This window comes from Nocardia neocaledoniensis (assembly GCF_029868625.1).
Taxonomy (GTDB): domain Bacteria; phylum Actinomycetota; class Actinomycetes; order Mycobacteriales; family Mycobacteriaceae; genus Nocardia; species Nocardia neocaledoniensis_A.
On sequence record NZ_JARWOJ010000398.1, the window covers coordinates 26784 to 40140 of the forward strand.

The following is a 13357-nucleotide window of genomic DNA, read 5'->3' on the forward strand; positions in this document are numbered from 1 at the left end:
GGACCGGCGTCACTCGACGACGGTCAGGTCCTTGCTGGTGAGGGTGAGCAGGTCCGGGCCCGCCTCGCGTACCACGAGCGTGTCCTCGATCCGGACCCCGCCGCGGCCGGGAAGGTACACACCAGGTTCGACGGTCACCGCCACGCCAGCAAGAAGTGTACCGGTACTCGTTTTCGCGACTCCCGGCGCTTCGTGGATCTGCAGCCCGACGCCGTGTCCGAGGCCGTGCACGAACTGCGGCCCGTACCCGGCCTCCTCGATGACGACCCGCGCCGCCGCGTCCACCTCCGAGGTGCCCGCGCCGGGTTTCAGCGCCTCCCGGCCTGCACGCTGCGAGCGGGCGACCAGGTCGTAGATCTCGCGCTGCCAGTCCGTCGGGCGGCCGAGCACGAGGGTGCGGGTCATATCGGAGTGGTAGCCGTCGACGACGGCGCCGAAATCGAGCTTCACGAAGTCGCCGGTGGCGAGCACGGCGCCGGTCGGGCGGTGATGCGGGACGGCGGAGTTCACGCCCGCGGCGACGATGGTCTCGAACGAGACGGCCTCCGCGCCGTGCTCGAACATCGCCCACTCGAGATCACGCGCGACCTGCCGTTCGGTGCGTCCCGGGCGCAGCAGCCCCCGCTCGAGCAGGCTCGCCAGGCCCGCGTCGGCCGCCGCGCACGCCGCGCGCAACTGGGCGACCTCGTAGGCGTCCTTGACCATGCGTAATTGCTCGACCAGGCCGTTGGTCGGCACCAGCTGCAGGCCGGTCCGCTGCTCGACGAACGACTGGTGCTCGGCGACGGTCACCACATGGCTCTCGAACCCGACCCGGCCGAGCTGCCACTCACCGGCCAGTTCCAGGATGCGGCGCGCGGTGGCGCGGGAGATCTCGGCGCGCAGGTCGGGGACCTGGGCCGCGACCTGCGCGGAGTAGCGGCCGTCGGTGCCGATGACGGTGCGCTCCTCGGCGCCGCGCATGTCCCACGAGTGCACCAGCAGGACGGCGTTCGAGCCGGTGAAGCCGGTCAGGTAGCGGATATTGACCAGGTCGGTCACCAGCAGCGCGTCGACGCCGTTCTCCACCAGCAGGCTCCGCAGGGCGCCCCGCCGTGCCGCGTGATCCGGGCCCGTGTAGTCAGCACACATGGGTCAACGCTACCGCTGAACCCACGACACGTCGGCGGCGCGTTCCACGCGGTGGGCGCGTCGCCGGACCCGAAACTGACCAGCTGGATATTCACAAACGCCGAGGTTGTCCACATTCGCGATCACGACCTGGATCGATGGCGCCGCGGCCAGCACGATCGGTGCATGACCACTGCCGCGTTCTGCCTGCTCATCGCCTGGTGTGTGCTGCTCGGCGTCATCGATGTCCATGCCCGGCGGCTCCCCAACGCCCTCACCGGCGTCGGGGCCGCCGCGGTGTTCCTCTACGCCCTGTACACAGGGCAGCCGGCCACCGCGGTGATCGGCGCCGCGCTGCTGACCATGCCGTATCTCGTCACGCACCTCGTCTCCCCCGCCGCGCTGGGCGCGGGTGATGTGAAACTGGCCGTCTCGCTGGGCGGCGCCGCCGCGCTCGCGGGCGCGCCCGCCTGGGTGTGGGCCGCGCTGGCCGCGCCGCTGCTCACGGCCGTCGCCGCGGTCCTCGTCCTTGGGTGGGATCGGCTCCGTTCCGCCCGGGGACGCGGCGAGCCGCGTCGGCGCCCCGCCGGGCGGGTGGTGCCCCACGGCCCGGCCATGTGCCTGGCGACGGTGACCGCGATGGCGCTGGCATGAGCGCGCCCACCGGGTCGACGGCCCCTTCGCCACGCCCGGCACACCCGCGCACCTCGGCTTCGACCGCCGCGCGGATCGACCCGGAACCGCACGATCGGGGCGGTGGGCGCCACCGCCCCACCCGGCCCGCCACCGGGGTGCCGCTCGTCACGGTGGACCGCGTGCCCTACGACGCGCGACGACATGGGAAGATGGTCGGCGTGTTGCGCTGGATAACTGCCGGAGAATCCCATGGTCCCGCTCTCGTCGCCCTCCTGGAAGGGATGGTCGCCGGAGTCGAGGTGACATCGGACGACGTCTCCGCACAGCTCGCGCGCCGCAGGCTCGGCTACGGGCGCGGCGCCCGGATGAAGTTCGAGGCCGACAAGGTCACGCTGGTCGGCGGCGTGCGCCACGGCCGGACCATGGGTGGTCCGGTCGCGATCGAGATCGCCAACTCCGAATGGCCGAAGTGGACCGAAGTGATGTCGGCCGACCCGGTCGACGAGGAAGCGCTCGCCGGGATGGCGCGCAACGCCCCGCTCACCCGTCCGCGTCCCGGTCATGCCGACTACTCGGGCATGCTCAAGTACAACTTCGACGACGCCCGCCCGGTCCTGGAGCGGGCCAGCGCCCGCGAGACCGCGGCCCGCGTCGCGGCGGGCACCGTGGCCCGTAACTTCCTGCGCCAGGCCTTCGGCGTCGAGGTGATCTCGCACGTGGTGTCGATCGGCACCGCGGCCAACACCACGGGTGTCACCCCCGGCGCGCACGACCTCGACGCCATCGACGCCAGCCCGGTTCGCGCGTTCGACGCCGACGCCGAGGCGGCGATGATCGCCGAGATCGAGGCGGCCAAGAAGGACGGCGACACCCTCGGCGGCGTCGTCGAGGTGATCGTCGACGGCCTGCCGATCGGGCTCGGCTCGTTCACCAGCGGTGAGCAGCGCCTCGACTCGCGCCTGGCCGCCGCGCTCATGGGCATCCAGGCGATCAAGGGCGTCGAGGTGGGCGACGGTTTCGAGACCGCGCGCCGGCGCGGCAGCCAGGCGCACGACGAGATGCGGCCCGGCCCCGACGGCGTGCTGCGCTCCACCAACCGGGCAGGCGGGCTCGAGGGCGGCATGACCAACGGCGAGGCCCTGCGGGTGCGCGCGGCGATGAAGCCGATCTCCACCGTGCCCCGTGCGCTGGCCACCGTCGACATGTCCAGCGGCGAGGAAGCCGTCGCCATCCACCAGCGCTCCGACGTGTGCGCGGTGCCCGCGGCCGCCGTGGTCGCCGAATCGATGGTGGCGCTGGTGCTCGCGCAGGCCGCGCTGGAGAAGTTCGGCGGCGACTCGCTGGCCGAGACCGTCGACAACATCACCAGCTACGTCAAGCGGATCGGCAACCGCCCACACGTGCCCGCGGACAGCCGTATCCCGTGACCGGGCAGGGGCAGCAGGGGGCGGCGGAGGACACCGACGCGGGCCCCCCACCGACCGTCGGCGCTCCCCGACCCGATACCGCACCGCACCCGACCGCCGGCACGGACTCGGCGCCCGACCGGGTCGCGGACGTCGCACCCGACACGGAAGCCGCACCGACGACGGGCACACCGACCGGTATCGAGCCTGACAACCACACCTCCGCGAGTACTGACGTGAACAGCACTGCGGACACCCCCGCGGACGACGCAGCCGACGCCGACTGCGTCCCGACAGCGGGCACGCCGGCAGCGGACGCCAATGCCGCGACGGGAGCATCCGTCGGTCCCGAAGGGGAGGACGGCGCGGACGCCGACTCCGGAACGGGCGCAGCCGGATCCGGTGCGGGCGGGCCGCGGGCTCGGATCGTGCTGGTGGGGCCGCCGGGGTCGGGGAAGTCGACGATCGGGCGGAAGCTGGCGCGTGAGCTCGGGGTGGAGCTCTTCGACACCGATGCGGGGATCGAGGCCGAGACCGGTCGCGGGATCCCGGAGATCTTCGCCACCGACGGCGAGCCGGAGTTCCGGCGTATCGAGGAAGACGTGGTGCGCCGCGCGGTGCTCGGGCACGACGGCGTGGTCTCCCTCGGCGGCGGTTCCGTGCTCTCGGCGCGCACCAGGGAGGTGCTGCGGGGAGCGACCGTGGTCTACCTGGAAATCAGTGTGGGCGAAGGACTTCGGCGCACCGGCTCGAGCAGTGCCCGACCGCTGCTCAACGGCACGGATCCTGCGGCGAAGTACCGGGAGCTGATGCGCATCCGGCGACCGCTCTACCGCGAGGTCGCCACCGTCCGCGTGCGCACCGACGGGCGCAGCCCCGGCCGGGTCGTGCGGATGATCCTGGCCAAGCTCGGCCTCGAATCGGTGCGCACCGACCTCGACGCACAGCGCGGCACCGGAACCGCCTCGGTGACAACGGGTTCGGTCACCAGCAGGCCCGGAGCGGGCAGCAACCGTTCCCGCGCCCGCCGCCGCGCCAGGGCCCGCGCCGCGGCCGCCCGCCGCGCGAACACGATCCAGGCGGGCTCGACCGAGCGGTCCACAGCATCGGTCGGCGACACCGCAGCGGCCGGCACCGGAGCCGAGACGAACACCTCCGCCGCCGCGAGAACCGGCGGTCAGCCGGGCGAATCGGGCACCCGAGCGGTCGGCACCCGCCGGTCGCGACGGGGGCGTACGACCGACGGCGGCACCACCGCCGAGGCGACGACGCGTGATGGCGGGGAGACCTCGCCCGCCGGCGCCACGGACGGTATGGAGCGGACCGGTACGGCCTCGGGCGAACCGGGCACGCGCACCACCGGCACCCGGCGTCCCCGCCGCACTCGGGCTCGCCGTGGCGGGCGGCTCAGGTCAGCGGCCGGCACCGGCACGCAGGGACCCACCAGCGCACAGGGTTCCTCCGGAGTACCTGGTTCCATCGCCGCACCCGGGTCCACGGGGGCACAAGGTACTGCCGGGGCGAGGAACGAAACCGGCGGTACCACCAGCGGACGCCGGGGTGTGGCAGGCCAATCGGGGGACGCGGATCGCGCGAATCAGGGTGGGGAGCGGACGCGCCGGAAGCGGCCGCGCCGACGGGGGCGAAGCAAGACCAACGACCAGAAAGAATCGGAGCAGCGCACGTGACAGAGCCGACGACCATTCAGGTACGCACCGCCGACCCGTATCCGGTGATCATCGGCCGCGGACTGCTCGGCGATCTCGTCGAGGCCGTCTCCGCGGGCAATGCCGTGCGGACCGTGGCGATCTTCCATCAGCCGCCGTTGGCCGAGACCGCCGAGGTGGTGCGGAAGGCGCTGGCCGACACCGGGATCGACGCGCACCGGATCGAGATCCCCGACGCCGAGGACGGCAAGGATCTGGCCGTGGCCGGCTTCTGCTGGGAGGTGCTCGGCCGCATCGGTCTGACCCGCAACGACGCCGTGGTCAGCCTCGGCGGCGGCGCGGCCACCGACCTGGCCGGTTTCGTCGCCGCCACCTGGATGCGTGGGGTGCGCATCGTGCACGTGCCGACCACGCTGCTGGCGATGGTCGACGCGGCGGTCGGCGGCAAGACCGGCATCAACACCGAGGCGGGCAAGAACCTCGTCGGCAGCTTCCACGAGCCGAGCGCCGTGCTGGTCGATCTGGCGACGCTGGAGACGGTGCCGCGCAATGAGATCGTGGCGGGCATGGCCGAGATCATCAAGGCCGGTTTCATCGCCGACCCGGTGATCCTCGACCTCATCGAAGCCGACCCGGAGGCCGCCCTCGACCCCACCGGTGACGTGCTGCCGGAGCTCATCCGGCGCGCCATCCAGGTCAAGGCCGATGTCGTCGCGGCCGACCTCAAGGAGTCGAGCCTGCGCGAGATCCTGAACTACGGGCACACCCTGGGCCACGCCGTGGAACGTCGCGAGCGCTACCGCTGGCGCCACGGTGCCGCCGTGTCGGTCGGTCTGGTCTTCGCGGCCGAACTGGGCAGGCTGGCCGGGCGCCTCGACGACGCCACCGCCGACCGGCACCGCACCATCCTGGAGAGCGTCGGCCTGCCGGTCAGCTACGACGCCGACGCTCTGCCCCAGCTGATGGACGCGATGCAGACCGACAAGAAGACCCGTTCGGGTGTGTTGCGATTCGTGGTGCTGGACGGCCTGGCCAAGCCCGGCCGCCTCGAGGGCCCCGACCCGTCGCTGCTGGCGGCCGCCTACTCGGCGATCGCCCGCGAAGCCTCCACCGGCGGCCCGATCCTGCTCTGACACGACGAGTGCCCGGCAGGACGGCCTGCCGGGCACTCGGGTCCGGGTGACTCAGGCCGTGGCGAACTCGGGTTGGCCGACGGGAGCGACGGATTCGGCCGAACGCCGGGCGCGGCGGCGGCCGAGGGCGACGCCCGCCAGCGCGGGCAGGAAGATCAGCAGCATGATGAACGCCGCCGCCGAGGTCAGCTCGAACAGCGCGCCGGAGTCGCCGAGTTCGACGCCCGGGATCTGATCCAGGACCAGGCACACCGCGCCACTGGCCAGCCCGGCGACCGCGCCCGCGGCCATCCATCGCACGGTGAGATCGACGGCGGCGGCCGAACGGCCGTCACGCATGCCCCACACGGCGGCGACGCCCACGATCACGATCAGGCACGCGACCCGCCAGACGAGGCCGAAGGTCGGCGCGAACGCCATCGCGAATCCGAGCAGCAGCCGTAGCCCGACGACCAACGCGCCGAGGACGGTCGCACGCAACACCCAAGCGGTCATGTGCAACACCCTAGCCGGTCAAAACTAGAACAGGTATCAATTCCGCGGATCAGCCGTCGAGCGCCGCGGCCATCGGCGCCCGCGGGGCCGGTCGGCCGGTGAACTGCTCGACCTGCCCGTAGGCCTGGTTCAGCAACATCTGCAGTCCGCTGACGACCGTGTGCCCGGCCGCGTCGACCGCGGTGGCCAGGGGGGTCGGCCACGGGTTGTAGATGGCGTCGAGGACCACCGGAGCGACCGCGACGGCCTCCGCGATCGCCGCGGCGGCCGGGGCGGGCACGGTGCTCACCACGGCCCCCGCCGACGCGCACACCGCCCGGACACGCTCGGCGTCGAGCGGGACGACCGTGGGTCGCATCCCGAGCCGGTCGGCCAGGTCGAGCGCGCCGCGCGCCCGCCCGGCGTCGCGCGCGATGACGGTGACCGTCTTCGCTCCCAGCTCCGACAGCGCCAGCAGCGCGGGCCTGGCGGTACCGCCCGCCCCGAGCACCACGGCCTCGTCGAGGGTGGTGACGCCGCCGCCGCGCAACGCGCCGAGGACGCCGTCGACATCGGTGCAGTCGGCCCGCCAGCCCGCCTCGGTCCGGACCAGGGTGTTGGCCGAGCCGACCAGCACGGCCCGTTCGGTGCGCTCGTCGGCGACGGCGAGCGCCGCCTCCTTGCCGGGCATCGTCACCGACAGCCCGACCCACTCCGGTCCGAGGCCCCCGACCAGCCCCGGCAGTCGCGCGGCATCGCATTCGATCCGCTCGTAGGTCCAGTCCAGCCCCAGCGCCCGGTAGGCGGCCAGGTGCAGCTGCGGCGAGCGCGAATGCGCGATGGGTTGACCGAGCACCGCGGCCTTGCGCACCGTCATCGTCGCGGCCCCGCTCATCGCCCGCTGTCGAGAATGCCGCTCTGATGCGCCTTCTGGATGTTGCGCAGGTGCTCGGCGTAGCTCTCGGTGAACAGCGTGGTGCCCTTCTGATCGATCGTGACGAAGTACAGCCAGGTCCCCGGCTCCGGATTCTCCATCGCCTCCAGCGCTTTCAGCGACGGCGCGGCGATCGGATTGGCGGGCAGCCCGGCCATGGCGTAGGTGTTCCACGGCGTCACCTCGGCGCGGTCGGCGTCGGTGGTGGCGACCTCGGTCTTGTCGAGCGAATAGTTGACCGTGGAGTCGAACTGCAGCGGCTGATCGATGCGCAGCCGGTTGACGATCACGCGCGCCACCTTCGGCATGTCCGGCGGCAACGCCTCCCGCTCGACCAGCGACGCCGCGATCAGCGTCTGGTACGGATCGAGCTGGTTCGTGGCGCCCGAACGCAGCAGACCGGTGGACTCGTACTGCGCCGCGCTGGTGGTGATGAGCTGGCGCAGGATGTCGACCGGGCCGCCACTCGGATCGAAATCCAGGGTTCCCGCGGCGATCAGGCCGTCGAGCTGCCTGCGCCGATCCGGTGCCGCGGCCACCGACTGCTTGGCCCAGTCGGGTACGCCGAGCGCGGCGAGGTCGGTGCCGGCGCCCGCGGCGTCGAGTTGCTCGTAGGTGACGCACTTCGCGGCCGGGGCGGTGCCGATGCAGCTGGCGGCGGCGATCTTGGTGTAGATGCCTTCCTTGCGGGCGCCGGTGTTCACGTCGTGCTGGTCGTGGAGCTGGCGCCCCTCGGATACCACGAGGTTGCCCACGCGCGAGGACTTGGACACCAGCGTGGTCACCGCGTGCTCGGCGGGACTGTTCTGCTGCACCGCGTAGTAACCGGGCTGCACGCCGTTCATGTTCGAATTGCGCACGGCCGCTTCGTAGAACGCCTCGGCGCTGGCGACGACGCCCTTGTCCTTCATGGTCTCGGCGATCTGCGTCGCGGTGTCACCGGAGTGCACCTGGATCACGACGGGCGCGCCGGGCGGACCGGCGAAGTCCTCGGGCGGGGTGAAGCCGCTCATCAACTTGTATCCGGCGAAACCGGCCGCCGCGACGATCAGCACGGCGAGCACCGCGCCGACCGCCCACAGAGTGCGGCGGCGGCGCTTGCGCTCGGCGGCCTTGCGCGAGGCGATCCGCGATCGCTTGCTCCGGCCCGCGGACGCCCTGCCCCGGCCCGCGGGTTCCTTGCCCCGGCCCGCGCCTTCCCTGCCGCGCCCGGACGGCCCTCGGCCCCGCGCCGCGGCGTTCTTACCCGCCGCCGCCGCGCGGCCCGCCGGTGGCCGCCTGCGAGCCGGAGCGACCGGCTCCGGCTCGAGCTCCGGCTCGTCGTAGACCTCGTCCTCGTAGCGCGGGATGACATTGGTGTCGTCATCGTCGTCCCAGTGCGCCTGATCCGGTTCGGGCTCCACCCGACCCGTGCGGGCATCCAGGCCCCAGTCGTCGCGCCGGGGGTAGCGCCGATCGGCCTCCCGCGCCCGGTAGCGTTCCTCGGCCCTGGCCCATCGGTCGGTCATGCGTCGTCTCCGACCCCGTGCGCCGTGTCTGTCGCGTCCTTCAACACCGAACTCCGCTCGTCCAACCATCCTTGCAGAATCGACACCGCTGCCGCCTGGTCGATCACCTGCCGCTGGCCACGTGCGCGAACCCCGCTGTCGCGCAGCGCACGTGCAGCAGACACCGTAGTCAAACGTTCGTCGGAAAGGCGTATCGGAATCGGGTCGATCACCCGGCGCAACTCCCGGGCAAACCGGCGCGCGATGGTCGCCGCCGTCCCGTTTTCACCGCGCAACGTGCGCGGGAGACCGATGATCACCTCGACCGCTTCGTACTCCGACACGATATCGGCAATTCTTGCGATGTCGGCGGGTGGACCCGCCGCGCGCCCACCGGATTTCACCGGTTTGGCGCGCGGCACGGTCTCCACGGGGGTGGCGAGGATGCCATCGGGGTCGCTCGAGGCGACACCGATCCGGACACTGCCGACGTCGATCGCGATCCGGCGCCCGCGACCGGGATCGGTCGCCGCGTCGGGGCGGTCGGCCGGGTCCTGGTCGGTGGCGCCGGTAGCGGCAGCCATCAGCCGGCCAGTTCGGCCACCCGGGCACGGACCGCGGCCAGACCGGCCGGGATACCCGACGGATCCGACCCCGAGCCCTGCGCCATCTCCGGCTTGCCACCGCCGCGGCCCGCGATGCTCGGCCCGAAGCTGGCGACCAGATCACCCGCCTTGAATCCGAGATCCTGGGCGCCCTTGTTCACCGACACCACGAACGGCGCCTTGCCGTCGGCGTTGCCGAGCAGCACGACCACCGCGGGGTCACTGCCGAACCGGCCCCGGATGTCGGTGGCCAGGGTGCGCAGGTCACCGGCGTTGACGCCCTCCGGCGCCGCCGCGGCCACCAGCAGCACCGAGCCGACCCGCTCGGCCTGCTCGACGAACGTGCCCGCCGAGGACAGCACCGCGGCGATCTTGGTGCGCTCGAGTTCCTTCTCGGCGACCTTGAGCCGCTCCACGAGCTGCTCGACGCGTCCGGGCACCTCGTCGGAGGGCACCTTCAGCGAGGACGCGACACCGGCCAGCAGCGCGCGCTCCTTGGCCAGGTACTTGTAGGAGTCCAGGCCGACGAAGGCCTCCACGCGACGCACGCCCGAACCGACCGACGACTCGCCGAGCACGGTGATCGGGCCGATCTGCGAGGAGTGTTCGACGTGGGTGCCGCCGCACAGCTCCATCGAGAACGGGCCGCCGATCTCCACGACGCGCACCTCGTCGCCGTAGTTCTCGCCGAAGAGGGCCATCGCGCCCATCTCCTTGGCCTTGGGCAGATCGGTGACGAAGGTGTTGACCTGGAAGTCGGCGCCGACCGCGTCGTTGGAGACGGCCTCGATGTCGGCCTTCTGCCGCTCGGTCAGCGCGCCCTGCCAGTTGAAGTCGAAGCGCAGGTAGCCGGGCTTGTTCAGCGAACCGGCCTGCACGGCGTTGGGGCCGAGTACCTGCCGCAGCGCGGCGTGCACCATGTGCGTGCCGGAATGCCCCTGCGTGGCACCCCGGCGCCAGGCCGGGTCGGCCTGCGCGAGCACCACGTCACCCTCGGTGATCTGGCCCTGCTCGACCGTGGACTTGTGCACCCACAGCTTCTTGGCGATCTTCTGCACGTCGTTGACGCGCAGCTTCAGGCCCGAGGCGGTGATGCTGCCGCGGTCGGCGATCTGGCCACCGGACTCGGCGTAGAGCGGGCTGCGGTCGAGGATGACCTCGACGTCCTGACCGGCCTGCGCGACGGGCACGCGCACGCCGTCGGCGATCAGGGCCAGCACGTTCGCCTCGGAGGTGAGCTCGTCGAAGCCGGTGAACTCGGTGGCGCCGCGGTCGACCAGCTCCTTGTAGACGGTCAGATCGGCGTGCGCGTGCTTGCGCGCCTGGGCGTCGTCCTTGGCGCGCTGACGCTGCTCGGCCATGAGCGAGCGGAAGCCCTCCTCGTCCACCGAGAGGCCCGCCTCGGCGGCCATCTCGAGGGTGAGGTCGATCGGGAAGCCGTAGGTGTCGTGCAGCGCGAAGGCGTCGGCGCCGGCGATCTGCTTGCCGCCCTTGGACTTCACCGCGGTGGCCGCGTTGTCGAAGAGGGTCTCGCCGGTGTTGAGGGTCTTGAGGAAGGCGGTCTCCTCGCCGACCGCGACGGTCTCGATGCGACCGAAATCGGTTGCCAGCTCGGGGTAGGACGGCGACATCAGGTCGGAGACGACCTTCATCAGCTCGCCCATCACCGGCTTCTCGGCGCCGAGCAGGCGCGCGGAACGCACGATGCGGCGCAGCAGGCGGCGCAGCACGTAGCCGCGGCCGTCGTTGCCGGGGTTCACGCCGTCGGCGATGAGCATCGCGGAACTGCGGACGTGGTCGGCGATCACGCGGAAGCGCACGTCATCGGCGTGTTCGACACCGTAGGAGCGGCCGGTGAGCTGCTCGGCCTTGTCGATGATCGGGCGCAGCAGGTCGGTCTCGTAGACGTTCTCCACGCCCTGCAGCAGCATGGCGACCCGCTCGACACCCATGCCGGTGTCGATGTTCTTGCGCGGCAGCGAGCCGACCGGCGGGTGGCCCTGCTTGGGGCTCAGCTCGCCGCGGATGTCCTGCATGAAGACGAGATTCCAGATCTCGAGGTAGCGGTCCTCGTCGGCGACCGGGCCGCCTTCCTTGCCGTAGGCGGGACCGCGGTCGTAGTAGATCTCCGAGCAGGGGCCGCCGGGACCGGGCACGCCCATGTCCCAGTAGTTGTCCTTGCCGTCGCGGAACTGGATGCGCTCCTTCGGGATTCCCGCGACGCGATGCCAGATCTCGGCCGCCTCGGGGTCCGACTCGTAGGCGGTGACCCAGATGCGTTCGGGATCGAAGCCGAAGCCGCCCTCGTCCTGCGGCTTGGAGATCAGCTCCCAGGCCAGGGTGATGGCGCCTTCCTTGAAGTAGTCGCCGAAGGAGAAATTGCCCGCCATCTGGAAGAACGTGTTGTGCCGGGTGGTGACGCCCACCTCGTCGATGTCACCGGTGCGCACGCACTTCTGCACGCTGGTCGCGCGCGAGTACGGCGGCGCCTCCTGGCCCAGGAAATACGGCTTGAACTGAACCATGCCCGCATTGACGAACAGCAGGTTGGGGTCGGCCAGGATCAGCGAGGCACTGGGCACCTCGGTGTGTCCGGCACGGACGAAATGGTCCAGGAAACGCCGTCTAATCTCGTGGGTCTGCACAGCAGTCCAGCCTACCGCCTGCATTCCACCCGTTTTGCGCCGGAGTCGGTGGTCTCGGCGACACCGCGCCTACTTGCCGCGCACGATGCGGCGCAGCTTGCCGAGCCTGCCGCCGACCTCCCGTTCGAAGCCGTGCTCGGTCGGCTCGTAGTAGTCGGTGCCGACCAGGTCGTCGGGCGGGTACTGCTGGGCCAGCACGCCCTCGCGCGCGTTGTGCGGGAACCGGTAGCCCTGCGCGTTGCCGAGCGCGGCCGCGCCCGCGTAGTGGCCGTCGCGCAGGTGGGGCGGCACGGCGCCGGACTTGCCCGCGGCCACGTCGGCCATGGCGGCGCCGAGCGCCGAGGTCACCGCGCCGGACTTGGGGGCGGTGGCCAGGTGGATCGTCGCCTGGGCCAGCGCGAGCTTGGCCTCCGGGAGCCCGACCAGCTGCACCACCTGGGCGGCGGCACAGGCGGTCTGCAGGGCCATCGGGTCGGCCATGCCGATGTCCTCGCTGGCGTGGATCATCAGGCGGCGGGCGATGAAGCGCGGGTCCTCGCCCGCGGTGAGCATGCGGGCCAGGTAGTGCAGGGCGGCGTCGACATCGGAGCCGCGGATGGACTTGATGAAGGCGCTGATCACGTCGTAGTGCTGGTCGCCCGCGCGGTCGTAGCGCACCGCCGCCTTGTCGACGCTGGCCTCGACCAGGGCGACGTCGACGACGCCGTCGAGCGAGGACTCGGCCGAGGCCTCCAGCGCGGTGAGCGCGCGCCGCGCGTCGCCGCCGGCGATGCGCACGATGTGATCGAGCGCCTCCTCGGTGACCGTGTACTCCCCCGCCAGGCCGCGCTCATCGGCGATCGCGCGGTCGAGCACGGACCGGATGTCCTCGGGCGTGAGCGATTGCAGCTGCAACACCAGCGAGCGCGACAACAGCGGCGACACCACCCAGAACGACGGGTTATAGGTGGTGGGGCCGCCCACTAGGACGCTCCGGTTCTAGACCCCGGCCCGCCGCGCGTCCGGCGGGGGCTTTCTCGTTGGTTCGCTTACCCGAAGCGGCCGGAGATGTAGTCCTCGGTGGCGCGCTGGGTGGGGTTGGAGAAGATCTTCTCGGTGTCGTCGATCTCGATCAGCTTGCCGGGCTTGCGCTGGGGGCAGTGGTGTATAAGCTGTCGATGGTGCTGATGCTGCCGATCGCCATTCTCGCCGGCGCCGCGGTCTAACAGAATGGCGCGAAAGGGCGAGCTTTGTAGATGCCCGTGCTGGGTCATGGCCTTG

At 71.7% G+C, this 13357-nt stretch carries 9 protein-coding genes and 3 pseudogenes; 4 read left to right on the forward strand and 8 right to left on the reverse strand.

From position 1 onward, the window contains the following. Nucleotides 1-9: 9 nt before the first annotated feature. Nucleotides 10-1131 carry a M24 family metallopeptidase gene (locus tag QH270_RS31335; RefSeq protein ID WP_280348013.1) on the reverse strand — a complete coding sequence of 374 codons (1122 nt, stop codon included), beginning with the start codon at nucleotides 1129-1131 and terminating at the stop codon, nucleotides 10-12. A 165-nt stretch (nucleotides 1132-1296) separates the two neighbouring features. Between QH270_RS31335 and QH270_RS31340 the strand changes: the two genes are divergently transcribed. From QH270_RS31340 to aroB, 4 genes and pseudogenes are all read left to right on the forward strand, one after another. Beyond that, complete coding sequence (locus tag QH270_RS31340; protein WP_280348014.1) at nucleotides 1297-1764, forward strand: A24 family peptidase; 468 nt, start codon at nucleotides 1297-1299, stop codon at nucleotides 1762-1764. Nucleotides 1765-1964: 200 nt separating this feature from the next. Beyond that, nucleotides 1965-3173, forward strand: a complete 1209-nt coding sequence (gene aroC, locus QH270_RS31345) for a chorismate synthase (protein WP_280348027.1) — start codon at nucleotides 1965-1967, stop codon at nucleotides 3171-3173. A 404-nt stretch (nucleotides 3174-3577) separates the two neighbouring features. Continuing rightward, nucleotides 3578-4063, forward strand: a pseudogene (locus tag QH270_RS31350) (shikimate kinase); the annotation flags it as partial. Between the two features lie 773 nt (nucleotides 4064-4836). Beyond that, a complete protein-coding gene (aroB, locus tag QH270_RS31355; RefSeq protein ID WP_110035571.1) occupies nucleotides 4837-5952 on the forward strand; it encodes a 3-dehydroquinate synthase in 1116 nt (371 codons plus the stop codon). Nucleotides 5953-6003: 51 nt separating this feature from the next. Here the strand turns inward: aroB and QH270_RS31360 are convergent, their stop codons facing one another. The 7 genes and pseudogenes from QH270_RS31360 to QH270_RS31390 all read right to left on the reverse strand — a co-directional run. Beyond that, nucleotides 6004-6447, reverse strand: a complete 444-nt coding sequence (locus tag QH270_RS31360; RefSeq protein WP_280348015.1) for a B-4DMT family transporter — start codon at nucleotides 6445-6447, stop codon at nucleotides 6004-6006. A gap of 49 nt (nucleotides 6448-6496) precedes the next feature. After that, entirely contained in the window at nucleotides 6497-7321 is an 825-nt protein-coding gene (locus QH270_RS31365; protein WP_280348017.1) for a shikimate dehydrogenase, read from the reverse strand. Beyond that, entirely contained in the window at nucleotides 7318-8868 is a 1551-nt protein-coding gene (locus QH270_RS31370) for an endolytic transglycosylase MltG (RefSeq protein ID WP_280348018.1), read from the reverse strand. The genes QH270_RS31365 and QH270_RS31370 overlap by 4 nt, the downstream gene beginning before the upstream one ends. Then, complete coding sequence (gene ruvX, locus QH270_RS31375; protein WP_280348020.1) at nucleotides 8865-9431, reverse strand: Holliday junction resolvase RuvX; 567 nt, start codon at nucleotides 9429-9431, stop codon at nucleotides 8865-8867. Before ruvX ends, QH270_RS31370 begins: the two co-directional genes overlap by 4 nt. Then, a complete protein-coding gene (alaS, locus tag QH270_RS31380) occupies nucleotides 9431-12097 on the reverse strand; it encodes an alanine--tRNA ligase (protein ID WP_280348022.1) in 2667 nt (888 codons plus the stop codon). The genes ruvX and alaS overlap by 1 nt, the downstream gene beginning before the upstream one ends. A 69-nt stretch (nucleotides 12098-12166) precedes the next feature. After that, nucleotides 12167-13075 (reverse strand): annotated as a pseudogene (locus QH270_RS31385) (replication-associated recombination protein A); the annotation flags it as partial. Between the two features lie 50 nt (nucleotides 13076-13125). Further along, nucleotides 13126-13357 (reverse strand): annotated as a pseudogene (locus QH270_RS31390) (hypothetical protein); the annotation flags it as partial.